Here is a 17,115-nt window from a genome sequence, read left to right as displayed (position 1 = left end):
AACACCCACCGACGTCCCCCTCCCCGGTATCGTGGAAGAAAGCGACCTACAACCACTTTGGAGTGAGGCCCACCATGAGCAACTTCGCATTCAACAATCCGGCGTTCCAGCAGCAGGATCCGCGGAACGTCGCGACCTACCCTGGCGCACCGCAGGCGGCTCAGGGTGCACAGGCCGCATCGTTCCAGCACGCCGGCGTCGACGCGGCCGTGAACGCACAGCTGGAGGGCATGTACGCCGCTCCCCCGGCCGGCGCGATCGAGACCGACCGGATGTCCGTCGAAGACACGGTCTGGAAGACGGCCGCCCTCTTCGGCATCATGCTCGTCACCGCGGCGATCGCCTGGGTGTTCACGCTCGGCGGCGTCGCCGTCCCCGAACGCGACCCCTACAACGAGTTCGCTCCGAACATGCTTCCCTGGATCGTCGGCGCACTCGGCGCCTTCATCCTGGCGATGGTCGTCTCGTTCACCTCGCGCAAGAAGGTGCGCCCGGCGCTGATCTTCACCTACGCGGTGTTCGAGGGCCTGTTCATCGGCGGCATCTCGGCGTTCTTCGAGGTGCTGTGGCCCGGCATCGTGATGCAGGCCACGCTCGCGACCATCTCGGTCGTCGCCGTCACCCTCGCGCTCTTCGCGAGCGGCAAAGTCCGCGCCACTGCGAAGATGACCAAGATCTTCATGATCGCGATGGGCGGCTACCTCGTCTTCTCGCTGCTGAACGTCGTGCTGATGTGGACCAACGTTTCCCAGGGAGCGTTCGGCCTCCTCAGCGACGCCAAGATCGCCGGCATCCCGCTCGGGCTGATCATCGGCGTCCTCGTCGTCTTCATGGCCGCATACTCGCTGGTCATGGACTTCGATCAGATCCAGCAGGGCGTGCGCAACGGCGCTCCGCGCAAGTACGGCTGGCTCGGCGCCTTCGGCATCATGGTTACCGTCGTGTGGCTGTACGTCGAGATCCTGCGCATGATCGCGATCGCCCGCAGCAACTGACGTCTCGGAACAACGCCGCGACCCGGCAAGCCGGTCGTTGAGCGAGCGAAGCGAGACGAAACGCAGAGTCGAAATCTCAGCACAAGAGGCCCGTCTCCCTTGGGAGGCGGGCCTCTTGGCATATCCGGGCGAGAGATGCAAGGGGGTGTTCAACACGAACCGACTGGCGGAAAGTGGATCACACGAAGCCCCGGTATCCCCGGGGCTCCCGACATAAAGGAGCTGACCATGAGCTTTCTCGGCTTTCTTCTTCTTGGCCTCATCGCCGGGGCCATCGCGAAGTTGATCCTTCCCGGCCGTCAGGGCGGAGGGTGGTTCATCACACTTCTGCTCGGCGTGGTGGGCGCGCTGCTCGGTGGATGGCTCGGCAGCCTGATCCTGAACCGTCCTCTCACCGAGTTCTGGGACCTGGGCACCTGGCTCCTCGCCATCGTCGGCTCGATCATCGTGCTGCTGATCTACGGCCTCATTGCCGGCCGCGGTCAGCGCGTGCGCGACTGACCGACGACCTGAGCACGCCCGTCCCCTTCGAACGCCACGGCGGTCGAAGGGGGCGGGTTTTTCAGTGCCCGGCGGCCTTCGCTTCGAGCAGCATCCGCTCGCGATCGTTGCCCGCCAGCGCAGCCGCCGTCGCAAATTCGCTGCGCGCCTCCTCGATCCTGCCGAGCCTCAGCAGCAGTTCCCCCCGGGTCGCCGGCAGCAGGTGATAGCCCCGCAGCGCTCCCGAGGCGCTCAGCGCGTCGATGATCAGCAGGGCGGATGCCGGTCCCGTCGCCATCGCGACGGCCGCCGCCCGGTTCAGCTCGACGACGGGTGACGGCGCGATACGCCCCAGCGCTTCATACAACAGCACGATGCGTTCCCAATCGGTCTGCTCCACCGAAGGCGCGATCGCATGGCATTCGGCGATCGCCGCTTGCAGTCCGAATGCGCTGCGCCCGCCCCCGAGCCCGTCGGCTGTCGCGAGCGCCGCACGTCCGCGGGAGATGCGGCTTCGCTCCCAGCGCCGTCGATCCTGGTCGCCGAGCAGCACCGGGTCGCCGTGCGCGTCGAGACGAGCCGGGAACCGAGCCGCCGTCAGCTCCATGAGAGCCAGCAGGCTGTGCACGTCACGCTCACGAGGCATGAGGGCTGCGAGCACACGGCACAGCCTGATGGCCTCGATGCTGAGTTCCGGGCGCATCCAGTCCGAGCCGCTCGACGCCGAGTGACCCTCGTTGAAGATCAGGTACAGGACGCCGAGGATCGCGCCGAGCCGGACCGCATGCTCTTCACGACCAGGCATCTCGAACGGCACGTGCGCGGCCGCGAGCGTCTTCTTGGCGCGCACGATGCGCTGCTGCACCGTCGCGGTGGGCACCAGGAACGCCCTCGCGATCTCCTCGCTCGACAGGCCGCCGACCACACGCAGCGTCAGCGCCACCTGCGCCTCCCGCGAGAGCACGGGGTGGCACGAGATGAAGATCAGACGGAGGACATCGTCGTCGACGGCATCCGGGTCCCAGGGCAGGGCATCGGCAGCCTCGTCCTGCTGCCGCTCGAGATCGTGTGCGAGGAGGGCCATGCGCTCATCGAGGCGCTCCCGCCGCCGCCAACCGTCTATCGCCTTGCGCTTCGCGACGGCCGTGAGCCACGCCGCGCCGTTGCGCGGCACGCCGTCGACGGACCACTGCGCCAGCGCGTCGATCAGCGACTCCTGCGCGAGGTCCTCTGCGAGCCCGAAGTCTCCGACCAGCCGCGTCAGCGTGGCGACGATCTTCGCCGACTCGATGCGCCACACCGCGGCGACGGCACGCTCCGCAGCTCCCGTGTCGGGGGCGGAGCGCGCCGTCTCGCTGAGGGGTGAGTCGGTCATCTCACTGCTGGGCGCGTTGCGCCTGCTCCTCGCGCCAGCCGGCTTCCTTCTCGATCCACTCGTTGTCAGCCGGGAAGTCCGACGCGTCGGTCACCCGACGCACTTCGAGGAAGGAACCCTTCCCGAGCGGTGCACGACTCGCCCACTCGGCGGCCTCTTCACGAGAGGACACCTCGATGATCCAGAAGCCGTTGAACAGCTCCTTGGTCTCACCATAAGGGCCGTCGGTGATGAGGGGCGTCTCGGCGCTGAAGTCGACGACGAAGCCCTCGGCGGCATCCGTCAGTCCCTCGCCTGCGGCGAGGACGCCCGCCTTGATCATGGACTCGTTGTACTGGCCCATGGCCTCGATGACCTGCTCGAACGGCATCTCCTTGTAGGCCTCCACAGCCTCGTCGGTCGCGCGCATGATGAGCATGTACTTCATGATGATCTCCTTGATCGGTGGGCCGTGTCTCGACCCTCTCATTGAAGACGTCGAACGGGAATGCCGCCGATCGACATCCGCTCGAAAAACTTCTCGGAATTCTCTTGCACCCCGCTCTAGACTCGCGGGGTGACCGCGGCTGAACTCGTCGACAGCATCCGCCTCGCCCTGCGCGATGCCGCCGATCCGGCCCTGGCACCCGGGCAGCAGGCCTACATGAAGTCCGCGATGCCGTACCTCGGGGTGACGCTGCCCCTCACCCGCCGTCTGACGAAGCAGGCTGCGCGCGAGGTCGACGACCCGGCGCAGCTGCGGCACGCTGCGACGCTGCTCTGGCGTGAGGCGACGCACCGCGAGGAGCGCTACGCCGCGACGACGCTGATCGGCCTTCGTGCGCTGAGGGCGCGGATCGAGATGCTCGACCTGCACGAGGAGATGATCCGCACCGGCGCCTGGTGGGATCATGTCGATGAAGTCGCCGGGCGCATCGCAGAGGTGCTCGACGCGTACCCGCTCGAGGTCACGCAGTTGATGCTGCGGTGGACCGCCGACGACGACATGTGGATCCGACGTGTCAGCATCATCTCCCAACTGCGCCGGAAGCACGCCACCGACCGTCAGCTGCTCACGATCGCCATCGAGTCCAACATCCACGACACCGACTTCTTCATCCGCAAGGCGATCGGCTGGGCGCTGCGCGAATACGCCAAGTCAGATCCGGAGTGGGTGCGCGCCTTCGTCCGCGCGCACGAGGCGGAGCTCAGCGGTCTGTCGAAACGCGAGGCGCTGAAGCACCTCGCCTGAAGAGGCACCCGTGTCATGATGTTCGGGAACCGCATTCCGAGCGAGGGGGCGCGATGAGGAACCGGATGCTGCGAGCAGCGACGACAGCGGGGCTGCTGGCGGTGCTCGCCGGACTCGCCTGGGGGTCCGCAGCGAGTGCGGACACTCCGCCGTCGCTCGGCCCCGGGTACATCAGCGATCGCTCCGACGTGCTCAGCGACGCGGACGAGGCGCAGCTCGAACAGCAACTCGACGAACTGGCATCCGCCGACGGCGCTCCTGAGCTCTTCGTCGTCCTCGTGCCCGATTTCGAGAGCCCCGGCAACGCCCTCGCCTGGGCGGACGACACCGCACTGCGCAACAATCTCGCCCCCGACCAGTATCTTCTCGCGATCGCCACCGACGGCCGCAGCCTTGCCATCTCGGCCGAGTACGGCGGCGACGGCGTCGAGGCTGGCCCGCTCTCCGAGTCCAGGATCCTCGAGATCGAGGATCGGCTGGGATCCGAGTATCTGTCGGGCGACGACTGGGCGGGCGGGATCGGATACGTGGCGGACGAGTTCTCGAAGACCCCCTGGCCGTGGTGGGTATGGGTGCTCGGCCTGGTCGTGCTCGCTCTGATCGTGTTCGCGGTCACGCGTCTGGTGGTCTTCCTGCGCCGTCGCGCGGCGCTGGCCGCCGAGCTGCGGACACTCGACGGGCAGAAGAAGCGCACGGCGCAACGACTCGTCCAGGCCGATGAGGCGGTTCGCACCAGCGAGCAGGAGCTCGGGTTCGTGACCGCGGAGTTCGGCGAAGAGACGACGGCCGAGTTCGCCGACGTGCTCGCCGAGAACCGAGCGCGCCTGCAGCGAGGATTCCAGATCCTGGAGAAGCTCCAGGACGCCGATGAGGACACGCCCCAGGAGACCCGGTCATGGACCGATGAGATCCTTCAGCTCTGCGCACAGATCGATGCCGACCTCGACGCGCGCACGCAGAAGATCGCATCGCTGCGTTCTCTTGCCGACGGTGCTGCGGACAACCTCGCCCGGCTGAGGTCGGCGCGTGCGGATGCTGCGCTCCTCCAGACGGAAGCCGCCGAACGACTCGCAGTCCTCGCCGCCGCTTTCCCGCCCGCGGATCTCGTCGGTGTCGCAGACAATGCCGACGAAATCGGAGCGCGGTTGCTGGAGGCCGACGCGCAGCTCGACGTGATGCAGAAGGCCACGGACGGCCGGAAGCCCCGAGCCGTGGCTCAGGCCGTGCACGAGATCGAGCGGCTCCTCGCCGAAGCGAAGGACCTGCACGACGCCGTCGCCGCTCAGGCCGACGCCCTCGCCGCGCGTTCGACGGTGCCGGCCGATGCGGATACGACGGTGCAGGCAGATGCGGGCACCGCATCGCAGCCTGGCGAGTCGACTGCCGGCGCGACCGCTTCGATCCTGGATCAGGCGACTGCGGCCGTACAGGCGGCGGAGAAGTCGGTGCAGGCGCGTCCAGGCCAGGTGGGTTCGTTCCTCCTGACGCGACTGAGCTCCGCACAACGGCAACTCACCCTGGCGCGTGACGCCGCGGGCACCGAGAACGGAGACTTGCACGCGAAGGCCGCACTCACCGCGGCAGAGCAGGTGCAGTCGCTGGTCGGCGCGCCGATCGCACCCGAGAGCCGTCGATTCGTCAGACCGTCTCGCGCCGCTGCGGACGAGGCCGTCATGTACGACTCCGCAGACGCGGCTGAAGCGTCGGAGTGGCGCCGCTCATACTCCTCGACGGATTCCGACGACGGCATGGCCGGGAAGGCCGCGGTCGGCGGACTCAGCGGCGGAGCGGTCGGGTTCTTCGGCGGCCTGGGCGTGGCGGCCGACGAACCGGGGGTCATCGTGTTGTTCGTGCTCGGTGGCGCCGTGCTCGGCGCCCTCTCCGGCGCATTCGGCAACGGGAGCAGCGGCGGGAGCGGAAGCTCCTCGGGGTGGGGCGGATCGTCGCGCTCGTCCGGCGGATGGTCCTCCGGTGGAAGCCGTTCGGGAAGCCGTTCGAGCGGTCGTTCGGGCGGCGGATCGTTCGGCGGTGGAAGCCGGTCGTCCGGCCGCTCCGGGGGTCGACGGTTCTAGGCCCGGTCCCCGCGCACGACCGCGAGACCCGTGTGCGCGCTTCCCGCGTCGAGGGTACGCAGAAGGGCGCGGACCGAAGTCCGCGCCCTTCGCGCGATTCACCCGAGCGGGAGCGACCGCATCACTCCCACTCGATCGTCCCCGGGGGCTTGGAGGTCACGTCGAGCACCACGCGGTTGACGTCGCGGACGCCGTTGGTGATGCGGTTCGAGATCTTCGACAGCACGTCGTAGGGCAGGCGTGTCCAGTCGGCCGTCATGGCGTCTTCGCTGGAGACCGGACGCAGCACGATCGGGTGACCGTACGTGCGGCCGTCGCCCTGCACGCCCACCGAGCGGACATCGGCGAGCAGCACGACCGGGCACTGCCAGATCTCCTGGTCGAGGCCTGCCTTGGTCAACTCCTCGCGGGCGATGGCGTCGGCCTCACGCAGAATCTCGAGACGGTCAGCGGTGACCTCACCGATGATCCGGATGCCGAGACCGGGCCCCGGAAAGGGCTGGCGTCCGACGATCGCCTCGGGGATGCCGAGCTCGCGGCCGATCGCACGGACCTCGTCCTTGAACAGGGCGCGCAGCGGTTCGATCAACTCGAAGTCGAGGTCGTCGGGCAGCCCGCCCACGTTGTGGTGCGACTTGATGTTCGCGGTGCCCGCACCGCCGCCGGACTCGACCACGTCGGGGTACAGGGTGCCCTGCACGAGGAACTTCACGGCAGCTCCGCCGGATGCCTTGGCCTCGGCGACGAGATCGAGCTGCACCTTCTCGAAGGCGCGGATGAACTCGCGCCCGATGATCTTGCGCTTCTCTTCGGGGTCGGTGACACCGGCGAGGTGGCCGAGGAAGGTGTCAGCTGCGTCGACCGTGATGAGACGGACGCCGGTCGATTCGACGTAGTCCTTCTCGACCTGCTCGCGCTCGCCCTTGCGGAGAAGGCCGTGGTCGACGAAGACGGCGGTCAGCTGGTCGCCGATGGCCTTGTGCACGAGAGCCGTCGAGACGGCGGAGTCGACGCCGCCGGACAGGGCGGAGATGACGCGGGCATCGCCCACCTGCTCGCGGATGCGCTCGATCTGCTCGGCGATCACATTGCCGCTGTTCCAGTCGGATGCGAGCCCGGCGCCCTTGTGCAGGAAGTTCTCCAGCACGCGCTGGCCGTGGTCTGAGTGCTTCACCTCGGGGTGCCACTGCACGCCGTAGAAGCCGCGCTCCTCGTTCGCGAACGCGGCGACCTTCGTCGCCTCAGTCGTCGCGAGGACCTCGAAGCCTTCAGGAGCCTTCGCGACCTGGTCGCCATGGCTCATCCACACGTTCTGCTCGACCGGCTGCCCGCCGAGCAGCGTTCCGCCGTCGCCGGTGACGACGGCATCCGTCGCGCCGTATTCGCGCAGGCCCGTGTTCGCGACCTCGCCGCCGAGGGTCTGGGCCATGTACTGGAAGCCGTAGCAGATGCCCAGCGTCGGCACGCCCAGGTCGAAGACCGCGGGGTCCAGGCGCGGGGCGCCCTCTTCGTAGACCGACGACGGTCCGCCGGAGAGGATGATCGCGACCGGGTTCTTCGCGGCGATCTCCTCGGCTGTCGCGGTGTGCGGCACGATCTCGCTGTACACACCCGCTTCGCGGACGCGACGTGCGATCAGCTGCGCGTACTGCGCGCCGAAATCGACGACGAGCGCAGGGCGCTGCTGGGTCTCGGACTGTTCGGTCACCGGACACCTTCCGTGGCAGTGGCGGGAGCCTCAGCGGCCTCCCTGGTGGCGAGATAGGCCTTCACTTCGCGGGCGACGATCGCCTCCATGAAGAACGACAGCAGCGGCACGACACCGCCGAGGGCGAGCATGATGAAACGCAGGAACGGCCAGCGCATCAGGCTCCACACGCGGAAGCACGCGAACAGGTACACGACGTAGAACCAGCCGTGCGCGACGAGGATGCCGAGCGACAGGTTGAGTCCGTCGCCGGTCGACACGAGGCCTTCCGGTCCCTGGACGACCTGAGCGAACCAGAGGAAGCCTCCGGATCCGCCGAGGAAGAGCTCGAGGTGGATCGGCGTGTACTTGAGCACCATCTCGGCGACCAGCAGGAGCAGCATGACTCCGGTGATGATCGAGGCGATCTGGTAGAACTTCAGCGCACCGCGGATCGCCGGAAAACTGGCGACTTTCGGTTCGGGCATGAGTCCATTCTAGACGGCCGCGACTCGTGCCCGATCCGGGGTCACGGTGCCGGCGGGCGCGCCACCAGGAGCTCGCCCTCCCCCGTCACGTCGAGCGCGCCGGCCGCATGGGGCACCAACAGGGTGCTGCCGCGGGAGCTGCTCTCTCCATCGATCGAGACCTCGCCGTCGTCGACCAGAACGACCGAGAAGCCGCGTTCGACGACGGCGGCGCCCTCCACCGGAATCCGCTCGAGCCGGAAGTACTCGTCGGCCGCCGGAGGGAAGACCGAGCCTGATGCCGGTGCGGCCGCCACGAGCCCCGAGAGCCCGGCGCTCGACCGTGCCCGCCGGTTCACCGCGGCGAGCGCGGTCTCGAATCCGAGCCCGAGATGACCGAGCGCAGGCCCATCGATATCGAATCCCTCCCACTCCAGGAGGATCGACAGGTCCTCCGGTTGCTGCAGCTCGAGCAGCAGGACGCCGGCGCCGATCGCGTGCAGCTCCCCCGGCGGAACCCAGACGACGTCTCCCGCTGCGACGTCGACCTCGTGCAGAAGGCCGAGAAGGGTCGGGACGTCCTGGCGGGCGACGAGCCCGAGGAGCTCCGTCGCGGCGACGTCCTCTCGGAGGCCGATGTGCACTGTTCCGCCCTGCAGGATGTACCACGCCTCGGCCTTGCCATGAGCGGCTCCGAGGTGCGTCGCTGCGAAGTCGTCGTGCGGATGCGCGTGCACCGGCAGTCGCTGACCCGCGTCGAGCAGCTTGACGAGCAGGCGCGTATCGGAGCCCCAGCGGACGACGTGCTCGTCACCGAGCCAGGTGACCGGGTCCTGGGCGATCGCGTCGCGCAGCAGCCGTTCGTCCGGCAACCGGGAGAGACCGAGCAGCGGCTCGCCGCGGACCGTGGTCGCGGACGCGATCCAGTCCTCTGGCTCACGGGGCGCCGACGTCCCCTCGCCGCGGAAGGCGCTGATGCGAGCACCACCGCGGTAGAAGCGCTCCGCGGGGCGGTTCGAACCGAGACGCACGGGTTTCATGCTCGCTCCGCGGATCGCGCGACGCCGGCGAGGAAGCCGCCGACGAAGGTGTCGCCGAGGCCGACCGTGGTCGGCCTCGGGACGTCGAGTGAGAACGCCGCGATGCCGACGGCGCCCGCAAGCGCGCTCCCGACGGCGGCGACGACGGCCTCGCCACCATCGTGTCGCCGCATCGTCGCCGTGTCGTCGACGTCTGCGAGTCGGAGGGCGTCGCCGACGCGATAGCGGGTCGCCGCCACACGAACGGCGCTCTCGAGCGCAGCGCTGTGACGTGCGGCATCCGGTCCGACGGCGATCGCCCAATAGCGCGTGTGCACGACAAGTGCACGGGCGGGGATGATCGCGTGCGCCTCTCGCAGGGCGCGGATGACGTCGTCCGCGTCGAGGAGGTTCACCGAGCGGCCGAGATACTCCTGCAGCTCGTCCTCGTTCATGCCATACACGTCGATCTGCGGCAGCAGATGTGCGCGAACGGTGTCGGCGAAGTCGCGAGCGTAGAAGCCCGCGTCCTCGTAGTAGACGAGCGCATCGTCGGGCAGGCTCCGCATCGCCCGCTGCAGCTCGGACAGGCGCACCTCGAGGAGGTCATGATCCTGCATCGTGTTGAAACCGGAGACGAGGAAGATCGACGCATCGACGAGCGACCTCGCAAGATCGGGGGACAGCAGCATCCGCCGATTCGGAGGGTCGTTGGCGAAGATCAGGCGGTTGGATGCCGGCGAGAGCACCTCGCCGTCGACCACCTGCACCCGTGCGCCGACCGGATACTGCACGATGAGGTGCGGATCGAGGGTGTCCTCTTCGGCCGAGGAGATGTACGAGACCGATGCGGGCAGCAGTCGACGCACGTTGTCGTCGATGCTCACCAGATGCTGAACGCTGGGGATGCCGAGGGCGTCGAGCACGAGTCCTGCCCGCACCCCCGTGCCCCCGAGCGTGATCCGGTGGGCGAAATGCGAGACGAAGGACTCGATGACCTCTGACGACGTCACGAACCGTTCGGCCCCCGCGCCCGATGCCACGTAGGCGAGAACCGCCACCAGCAGCGAGCGCTCGTCGGTGATCGGCGCCGTTGTGGTGAGCTCGTGCCGCCGCACACCGTGATCGAGAGCGAGCCTGTCGATCACCGACGGATCCCACACCAGCTCGTAGTCGACGGTGCCGCCGAGTCCGAGCACGAAGGTTCTGCCCACGTCGCCCCTCTCCTCCCGATGCTCCTGCTCAGTACAGTGCGGCCTTGCCGTCCGCCCCGAACAGGTCGATCTTCTCCGCAGCGGTGATCTTCATGGCCTCGAGCGCGGCCGGCTGGATCGCGTTCGGCTCGCGCAGACGCTCGTCGGTGCCGAGGATCTGGCGCATCCGGTTGTGGTACGAGACCTTGATATCACTCGAGATGTTGATCTTGTTGACACCCAGCTCGACCGCACGGCGAAGCTCGGAATCCGGGTTCGAGGAACCTCCATGCAGCACGAGAGGGATCCCGACGGCGGCTTTGATCTCCTCGAGAAGATCGTGCCGCAGTTCGGGGTTCTTGTCGCTCGGGTACAGGCCGTGAGAGGTGCCGATCGCGATCGCGAGACTGTCGACGCCGGTCTCCTCGACGAAGCGCACGGCATCCGCCGGATTCGTGTAGATGATCTCCGCCGCCCCCGATTCGCCGTAGCTGTCGTTCGCGCCGATCGTGCCGAGCTCCCCTTCGACCTGGATGCCCACCGCGTGGGCGGCGTCGACGACCTTGCGGGTGAGGGCGACGTTCTCGTCGAACGGCAGCAGCGAGGCGTCGATCATCACGGAGGTGAAGCCGGCCTTGATGGCCGTGATGATCTGCTCGTAGCTGCCGCCGTGATCCCAGTGGATCGCCACCGGCACGCTCGAGCGGTGCGCGCGGGAATGCATCGCGGCGACCAGATCTGTGGTGATGTGCGAGACCTCGTCCGGGTGGATCGCGATGATGACCGGGGCGGACTTCTCCTCGCTGATGTCCATGATCCCGTTGAACATCGCCCAGTCGCTGATGTTGAACGCGGGGATGGCGAAGTTGTTCGCGTTCGCGACGTCGAGGATGGATTTTCCGGTGTAGAGCACGTGATTCTCCTGTTTCGTGGTGGTGTGTGGGCGTCAGCGGGCGACGTCAGCTCTTCACGGACCCCGCCGTGAGGCCGCTGATGAAGTACCGCTGGAAGAAGAGGAAGAGGATGAGCACGGGGATCGACCCGAGCACGCTCATCGCCATGATCTGATTCCACTCGTACGAGTGCTGGCCCATGAGCAGCTGGATGCCGATCGGAACCGTGCGCATGTCGATCGTGCGGGTGAGCGTGAGTGCGAAGAGATACTCGTTCCACGCGATCATGAACGTGTAGATCCCGATCGAGACGATGCCGGGGATCGAGATCGGCACCAGCACGCGCCAGAGGGCGGTCATCGACCCGGCGCCGTCGACCCGGACGGCCTCGTCGAGCTCCTTCGGGAGGGTGTTGAAGTAGCCGGTCATCATGATGATCGCGTACGGGAGCGTGAACACCATGTAGGTCAGGATGAGTCCCGGGTACGAGTTGTACAGCCCGAGCGCCACCATCAGCCCGAAATACGGGATCAGAAGCGTGATCGGCGGGACCGCCTGCACGCTGACGATGATGACGTTCAGAATCCGTTTGCCGCGGAAGTCGAAGCGGCTGAACGCGTATGCCGCCTGGATGGCGACGAGCAGAGTGAGGACGGTCACGGCTCCGGCGACGATGTAGCTGTTCAGGAAGAACCGCATCGTCTCGGGGTTGGTGAAGATCGCGATGTACGCGTCGAACGAGAACGTGTCGGTGAGCAGCCGCGGCGGCAGCTCGAAGATCTGCGTGTTCGACTTGAACGAGCTCGACAGCATCCACAGCACGGGGCCCGCTGCGAACACGGCCCCGAGGATCAGGCCGATCATCAGGCCGGCCTTTGCGGCGCGACGCTGACTCTGCACGGTGAGAGCCATGGTCAGTCCCTCGCTTTCTGGTGACGGACGTAGAAGACGGCGAGGACCATCGACATGGCGAGGACCAACACGGCGGACGTCGCCGCGAGCGAGAAGTCGTACTTGGCGAAGGCGAGCTTGTAGGTGAAGGTGCTGAGCACTTCGGTGACGTCGATCGGGCCCCCGCCCGTGGTCATCCAGATGAGCGCGAACTGCTGAGAGGTCCAGATGAGGTCGAGCAGCACGAGGCTGACGATGATCGGCCGCAGCTGCGGGATGGTCACATTCCAGAACCGCTGGATCGCCCCCGCACCGTCGACCGTCGCCGCCTCGTTCAGCTCGTTGGGGATGCCCTGAAGACCGGCGAGGAGACTCACCATGAAGAAGGGGTAGCCCGCCCAGATGTTGATGAAGATGATGGTCCCCAACGCGAGCTGCGGGGAGGCGAGCCATTCGATATCGGTGTTGAGCAAGAAGTTCACGACACCGTTCGGCGCGAGGAGCATGCGCCACAGGACGGCGATCACGGCGACGGTGAACAGCCACGGGAGGATGTACAGCGCCCGGAAGAACGAACGCGAGAAGCGTCCGAGGAGCGGGCTGTTCAGCATCATCGCGAAGCCGAGACCGAGGACGAGATGCGCGATCACGCTCGCGACCGTGAAGAGGATCGTGTTGCCGGTGGCCTTCCAGAAGCCGGGGTCCGAGAGGATCTCGACATAGTTCGCGACGCCGACGAAATGCGGCGACTTGTTCAGGATCACGTTGTCCTGGAACGAGTAGCCGATCACCATGACGATCGGAACGATCATCAGCACGAACAGCAGGATGAGGGTCGGCGAGAGGAAGGCGTACGACTCGGTGGTCTTGCGCAGCTGGCGGCGTCTGCGGGACAACGAGACTCCGGTGACGATCACCTCGGTGTCGTCCGTGGTTCTGAGGCTCATGGGGAACCGATGCTCCTTGGTTGGTCGGGTGCCGCATCGCATCTCGCGATGCGGCACCCCGTTCATGCGGCGAGGAGGAGGATCAGAACTCCGCCTTCCACGCCTCCTGCGCCTTCTTCAGGGCGTCGTCGACCGACTGCTGGCCGTCGAACGCCGCCTGCAGCTGCTCTCCGAGCTGCCGCATGAGCTCTTCCGCGACGGGCAGTCCGGTGAACTCGTTGGCGGGGTAGCCGGCCTGATAGATCTCGAAGGCCTTCTTGAACAGCTCGTCGTCGTTCACGAAGTCGGGAACCGACTTCGAGTTGCCGGGGAACGCCTTCGCCATGGTCGACAGCTCGGAGTTCGTGTCCTCGCTCATCAGGAACTCGACCAGCTTGAAGGCCGCTTCCTTGTGCTCGGAGTTCTCGGCGACGCCGATGCCCCAGGACGCGTAGGGGATGCCGCGCTCGCCGTCGTATCCGTCGTCGGCGGGAAGCGCCGAGATCGAGAACTTCAGATCGGGGTTGGTCTCGCGGATCAGGTTGATGTGCGCCAACGAGTCGATCATCATGCCCACGCGGCCGTTGGTGAACTCCTCGACCTTGTCCTGCTCTTTCATGGTGAAGGAACCGGAGGCGATCGAGCCGTCGTTCCAGAGGTCGCTGATGAAGTCGACCGCGGAGGTGACGTCGTCGTTGGTCAGGTCGGGCTGACCGTCTTTCAGCATCGAGCCGCCGGATGCCCAGACCCAGGACATGACGTCGTTCTGCACGCCGTTGGGGGCCTCGAGCGACAGCGGGAGCACCCAGCCGGAGGCGTCGCCGCCGAGGGCGGAGACCTTGGCCGCGGCGTCTGCGAACTCGGTGCGAGTGGTCGGCGGCGCCGTGACGCCGGCTTCGGCGAGCAGAGTGTCGTTCGTGAACATCGGGTAGACGAAGTTCACGACCGGGATCATGTAGGTGCTGCCGTCGACCTGGATCTGACTCGCGAGTTCGCTGTCGTCGTGGTCGTATTCCTTCATCAGCGCGCTGAGATCGGCGATGACGCCCTGAGACGCGAAATCGTTCACCCATGCACCGTCGAGACCGACCACGTCCGGCATCGTGCCCGATGCGGCACCCGCGAACAGCTGCTCCTTGGTGGAGGCGTACGGGCCGCTGACGAGCTCGACCTTGATGCCCGGGTTCTCCTCTTCGAACTTGTCGATCAGAGCACGGAACTCGCCGTCGGGGAGCTCAGGCTCCCACCACTGCGCGAACTCGATCGTGACGTCTCCCCCGTCTCCGCCCTCGGTGCCGGCGTCTCCACCGGAGCAACCGGAGATCGCCAGGACCGAGACGACTGCAGTGGCAGCGCCGGCCAGCGTGAGAATGCGTCGGCGTGCTCGCCCCATTGTGATCATCACTTCTCCTCTTCGAGATCGTGCCGCATCACGCGCTTCGGGTGCTCGTTCATGCGGTTTTACGCCATGTTATGCCGTGCTTTGCAAGAACGTCAAGAGGGAGTTGCAGAACAATCCGGCTGCAGCTGGCATCCGGGGTGGACCAGAAACGCGGCCCACATACGTCGATCTGCTGTTTTATGCCGGAGTACGCTTGTTATCGGCCACGGATGTGCTAGAGATATCTGCATGGAAGCACCGGGAACATCCGCCAGACGTCGACTCCCCGCGGGACGGAAGGCGGACCTCGCCGCCTACGTCGAGCAGGCGGGAGAGGTGACCGTGGGCGATCTGGCCGAGCATTTCGGCGTGTCGATCGACACGATCCGCCGCGATCTGGATCAGCTCGATCGCGAGGGCGTCGTGATACGCACGCACGGCGGCGCGGTGAGCGCAGCGGACGGACAGCCGAAGGATCGCGCTCTCGACGTGCGCCTGCGCATGCAGACCGAGGAGAAGGACAAGATCGCCCGGCTCGCCGCGGGGCTGATCGACGACGGCGCCGTCATCATGCTGAACGCGGGGACCACGACCCTCGCCCTCGCGAGGGCCCTCCGCAACCATCACGACCTCACGATCGCCACGAACAATCTCAGGATCCCTGCGGAGATCGCCCCCTCCGCCTTCCGGGATCTCTACGTCTTCGGCGGCGCCGTGCGCGCGATCACACAGGCGACGACGGGGCCGGTGGCGTTCCGCATGACAGCCGGCGGACCGGAAGTCGACATCCGCTGCGATCTGGCGCTGATCGCCGTCGGCGCCGTCGATCAGAACGGCTACTCGACATCGAACCTCGGCGACGCCGCCATGATGGGCGAGATGATCCAGAGAGCGGAGCGGGTCGCCGTTCTGGCCGACTCTTCGAAGTTCGACCGGCGCCTGTTCGCGCAGGTGACTCCACTCGACCGGGCGGACTTCCTCGTCACCGACACTCCCCCGGGCGGCGAGCTCGCCGCGGCTCTCGCGCAGGCGAAAGTCGATGTCGTCAGCTCGTGAGCCCTATCGGTCAGGAATCGAGAAGTCCTGACCCGGCCGCCGGCAATACCGTCTGAGACATGAACAGCACGATCGATTCCCTCACCCTCGACGTTCCGAATGTCACCGCAGCCCGGGCCTTCTACGACGAGGCCTTCGACCTCGGCGGGCGGCTGCGACTGCGCACAGCGGATACCGCCTCCTCAGGATTCCGCGGATACACGCTCTCGCTCATCGTCGCGCAGCCCGCTGATGCGCGTCTCCTGTTCGATGCCTCTGTGGCGGCCGGGGCTTCGGTGCGCAAACCCGCGGCGAAGTCGCTCTGGGGCTTCGGGGGCGTGGTCGAGGCGCCCGACGGAGCGCTCTGGAACATCGCGACCTCGTCGAAGAAGGACTCCGCTCCGGCGACGAAGAGCTTCGACGACCTCGTGCTGCTGATCGGAGCCGCCGATGTCCGCGCCAGTCGCGCGTTCTACACCGAGCAGGGGTTCGAGGTGCGCAAGAGCTTCGGCAGCTACGTCGACTTCGATACCCCGAAGGGCACGATCGGCCTCGGACTGTACAGACGCGCGGCCCTCGCGAAGTCCGCAGGAGTGTCCGCGGAAGGCAGCGGCTCGCACCGGATCACCGTACATGGCACGCCGGGTTCGGCCGAGGATCCTGACGGATTCGTCTGGTCGCCCGTGGAGGTGTAAGGCGCGGCATCCGCACCGCCTGGCTGCTTCCCGTCGGTGTGGGTGCCGGATGCCGGCCTCCGCCCGTCCGAGGTGCGCCGCGATGCCGCCTTCTCTCAAGAAGAGGACCACACCGCGCACCTCGACGCAGCGACCGCCGCTGCCCGCCGCGCCGGGGACGACACGCGCATGCGCGCCCAACCGAGGTGCGCTCCAATGCCGCCTTCTCCCAAAGAGAGCGACCGCAACACGCACCTCGACGCAACGGTCAGGACGCGGCATCCAAAGCATCCCTGCCCTGCATCCGGTCGCACCACCGAACTTGGTGCGCTCAGGAGCCGAGGTGCGCCTCGATGCCACCTTCTCTCACGAAGGCGACCGTACCGCGCACCTCGACGCAACGGCCGCTGCCCGGCCCCGCTCCGCGCATCGTGTCAGGGAGTCGGGGCCCACGCACATGACGAAGGCCGCCGGGTCTCCCCGGCGGCCTTCGTGCGTCGTCACTCCGCGTCGAGGTCCGTCTCGAGCAGGGCGACGAGCTCGTCGAGAGCCTGGTCCGCGCCGTCGGCGTCGGACCGCAGAGTAACGACCGATCCCTTCGCCGCTCCGAGGCCCATCAGCGCGAGGATGCTGCCGGCGTTGAGCTCGGCACCGCCCTCGACCGAGATCGTGATCGGGATGCCCTTCTCCTTCACCGCTGACACGAAGAGCTTCGCGGGGCGGGCGTGCAGTCCGGAGCTGCTGGCGATGGTGGCCTGGCGTTCGGTCATTTCTGTTCTCCTTTGAGTGGTGTCGA

At 67.0% G+C, this 17,115-nt stretch carries 17 protein-coding genes; 6 read left to right on the top strand and 11 right to left on the bottom strand.

What is annotated here, in order from left to right; genetic code table 11:
- Positions 1–74: 74 nt before the first annotated feature.
- Both QFZ53_RS07970 and QFZ53_RS07965 read left to right on the top strand, forming a co-directional pair.
- Positions 75–995: a Bax inhibitor-1/YccA family protein gene (locus tag QFZ53_RS07970; RefSeq protein ID WP_307295245.1), complete on the top strand. Its 921-nt coding sequence runs from the start codon at positions 75–77 to the stop codon at positions 993–995.
- A gap of 228 nt (positions 996–1,223) precedes the next feature.
- Complete coding sequence (locus QFZ53_RS07965) at positions 1,224–1,496, top strand: GlsB/YeaQ/YmgE family stress response membrane protein (protein WP_292905496.1); 273 nt, start codon at positions 1,224–1,226, stop codon at positions 1,494–1,496.
- 61 nt (positions 1,497–1,557) lie between these two features.
- Here QFZ53_RS07965 and QFZ53_RS07960 read toward each other — a convergent pair whose 3' ends face one another.
- Both QFZ53_RS07960 and QFZ53_RS07955 read right to left on the bottom strand, forming a co-directional pair.
- Positions 1,558–2,850: an RNA polymerase sigma factor gene (locus QFZ53_RS07960; RefSeq protein WP_307295243.1), complete on the bottom strand. Its 1,293-nt coding sequence runs from the start codon at positions 2,848–2,850 to the stop codon at positions 1,558–1,560.
- Between the two features lies 1 nt (position 2,851).
- On the bottom strand, positions 2,852–3,277 hold the full coding sequence (locus QFZ53_RS07955; RefSeq protein WP_292905500.1) for a YciI family protein: 426 nt from the start codon (positions 3,275–3,277) through the stop codon (positions 2,852–2,854).
- 129 nt (positions 3,278–3,406) lie between these two features.
- Between QFZ53_RS07955 and QFZ53_RS07950 the strand changes: the two genes are divergently transcribed.
- The gene (locus QFZ53_RS07950) at positions 3,407–4,081 is read left to right on the top strand and encodes a DNA alkylation repair protein (protein ID WP_307295239.1); all 675 of its coding nucleotides are present in this window, start codon (positions 3,407–3,409) and stop codon (positions 4,079–4,081) included.
- A 65-nt stretch (positions 4,082–4,146) separates the two neighbouring features.
- Positions 4,147–6,153, top strand: coding sequence for a TPM domain-containing protein (locus tag QFZ53_RS07945; protein WP_307295237.1), 2,007 nt, complete (start codon positions 4,147–4,149; stop codon positions 6,151–6,153).
- 121 nt (positions 6,154–6,274) lie between these two features.
- On the opposite strand, the gene guaA is transcribed toward QFZ53_RS07945, so the two are convergent.
- The 8 genes from guaA to QFZ53_RS07905 form a co-directional block, all read right to left on the bottom strand.
- Positions 6,275–7,861 (bottom strand): glutamine-hydrolyzing GMP synthase, encoded by a 1,587-nt coding sequence (guaA, locus tag QFZ53_RS07940; protein WP_307295235.1) that lies wholly within the window; start codon positions 7,859–7,861, stop codon positions 6,275–6,277.
- Positions 7,858–8,328, bottom strand: coding sequence for a DUF3817 domain-containing protein (locus QFZ53_RS07935; RefSeq protein WP_307295234.1), 471 nt, complete (start codon positions 8,326–8,328; stop codon positions 7,858–7,860). The genes guaA and QFZ53_RS07935 overlap by 4 nt, the downstream gene beginning before the upstream one ends.
- 41 nt (positions 8,329–8,369) lie before the next feature.
- A complete protein-coding gene (locus tag QFZ53_RS07930; protein WP_307295232.1) occupies positions 8,370–9,347 on the bottom strand; it encodes a class I mannose-6-phosphate isomerase in 978 nt (325 codons plus the stop codon).
- Complete coding sequence (locus tag QFZ53_RS07925) at positions 9,344–10,540, bottom strand: ADP-dependent glucokinase/phosphofructokinase (RefSeq protein ID WP_307295230.1); 1,197 nt, start codon at positions 10,538–10,540, stop codon at positions 9,344–9,346. Before QFZ53_RS07925 ends, QFZ53_RS07930 begins: the two co-directional genes overlap by 4 nt.
- 28 nt (positions 10,541–10,568) lie before the next feature.
- Positions 10,569–11,432 (bottom strand): ketose-bisphosphate aldolase, encoded by an 864-nt coding sequence (locus QFZ53_RS07920; RefSeq protein ID WP_307295227.1) that lies wholly within the window; start codon positions 11,430–11,432, stop codon positions 10,569–10,571.
- 46 nt (positions 11,433–11,478) lie between these two features.
- A complete protein-coding gene (locus QFZ53_RS07915) occupies positions 11,479–12,324 on the bottom strand; it encodes a carbohydrate ABC transporter permease (protein ID WP_292905516.1) in 846 nt (281 codons plus the stop codon).
- 2 nt (positions 12,325–12,326) lie between these two features.
- Entirely contained in the window at positions 12,327–13,250 is a 924-nt protein-coding gene (locus QFZ53_RS07910; RefSeq protein ID WP_307295224.1) for a carbohydrate ABC transporter permease, read from the bottom strand.
- A gap of 82 nt (positions 13,251–13,332) precedes the next feature.
- Positions 13,333–14,631 carry an ABC transporter substrate-binding protein gene (locus QFZ53_RS07905; protein WP_307295223.1) on the bottom strand — a complete coding sequence of 433 codons (1,299 nt, stop codon included), beginning with the start codon at positions 14,629–14,631 and terminating at the stop codon, positions 13,333–13,335.
- A gap of 228 nt (positions 14,632–14,859) precedes the next feature.
- Between QFZ53_RS07905 and QFZ53_RS07900 the strand changes: the two genes are divergently transcribed.
- Both QFZ53_RS07900 and QFZ53_RS07895 read left to right on the top strand, forming a co-directional pair.
- Positions 14,860–15,666 carry a DeoR/GlpR family DNA-binding transcription regulator gene (locus QFZ53_RS07900; RefSeq protein ID WP_292905522.1) on the top strand — a complete coding sequence of 269 codons (807 nt, stop codon included), beginning with the start codon at positions 14,860–14,862 and terminating at the stop codon, positions 15,664–15,666.
- 59 nt (positions 15,667–15,725) lie between these two features.
- Positions 15,726–16,340 carry a glyoxalase gene (locus QFZ53_RS07895; RefSeq protein WP_307295221.1) on the top strand — a complete coding sequence of 205 codons (615 nt, stop codon included), beginning with the start codon at positions 15,726–15,728 and terminating at the stop codon, positions 16,338–16,340.
- 479 nt (positions 16,341–16,819) lie between these two features.
- On the opposite strand, the gene QFZ53_RS07890 is transcribed toward QFZ53_RS07895, so the two are convergent.
- Positions 16,820–17,089: an HPr family phosphocarrier protein gene (locus QFZ53_RS07890; protein WP_292905526.1), complete on the bottom strand. Its 270-nt coding sequence runs from the start codon at positions 17,087–17,089 to the stop codon at positions 16,820–16,822.
- Positions 17,090–17,115: the final 26 nt, after the last annotated feature.

This window comes from Microbacterium natoriense, assembly GCF_030816295.1.
GTDB classification, from domain to species: Bacteria; Actinomycetota; Actinomycetes; order Actinomycetales; family Microbacteriaceae; genus Microbacterium; species Microbacterium natoriense_A.
The sequence above is the reverse complement of the archived record's forward strand: the minus strand, read 5'-3'. Positions and strand labels throughout refer to the sequence as shown.

Bases quoted from the DNA above. Each gene is read 5' to 3' on its own strand.
- QFZ53_RS07905 (WP_307295223.1), bottom strand. From the start codon at position 14,631: ATGATCACAATGGGGCGAGCACGCCGACGCATTCTCACGCTGGCCGGC.
- QFZ53_RS07970 (WP_307295245.1), top strand. From the start codon at position 75: ATGAGCAACTTCGCATTCAACAATCCGGCGTTCCAGCAGCAGGATCCG.
- QFZ53_RS07890 (WP_292905526.1), bottom strand. From the start codon at position 17,089: ATGACCGAACGCCAGGCCACCATCGCCAGCAGCTCCGGACTGCACGCC.
- QFZ53_RS07945 (WP_307295237.1), top strand. From the start codon at position 4,147: ATGCTGCGAGCAGCGACGACAGCGGGGCTGCTGGCGGTGCTCGCCGGA.
- QFZ53_RS07930 (WP_307295232.1), bottom strand. From the start codon at position 9,347: ATGAAACCCGTGCGTCTCGGTTCGAACCGCCCCGCGGAGCGCTTCTAC.
- QFZ53_RS07895 (WP_307295221.1), top strand. From the start codon at position 15,726: ATGAACAGCACGATCGATTCCCTCACCCTCGACGTTCCGAATGTCACC.
- QFZ53_RS07900 (WP_292905522.1), top strand. From the start codon at position 14,860: ATGGAAGCACCGGGAACATCCGCCAGACGTCGACTCCCCGCGGGACGG.
- QFZ53_RS07955 (WP_292905500.1), bottom strand. From the start codon at position 3,277: ATGAAGTACATGCTCATCATGCGCGCGACCGACGAGGCTGTGGAGGCC.
- QFZ53_RS07965 (WP_292905496.1), top strand. From the start codon at position 1,224: ATGAGCTTTCTCGGCTTTCTTCTTCTTGGCCTCATCGCCGGGGCCATC.
- QFZ53_RS07935 (WP_307295234.1), bottom strand. From the start codon at position 8,328: ATGCCCGAACCGAAAGTCGCCAGTTTTCCGGCGATCCGCGGTGCGCTG.
- QFZ53_RS07960 (WP_307295243.1), bottom strand. From the start codon at position 2,850: ATGACCGACTCACCCCTCAGCGAGACGGCGCGCTCCGCCCCCGACACG.
- QFZ53_RS07910 (WP_307295224.1), bottom strand. From the start codon at position 13,250: ATGAGCCTCAGAACCACGGACGACACCGAGGTGATCGTCACCGGAGTC.
- QFZ53_RS07915 (WP_292905516.1), bottom strand. From the start codon at position 12,324: ATGGCTCTCACCGTGCAGAGTCAGCGTCGCGCCGCAAAGGCCGGCCTG.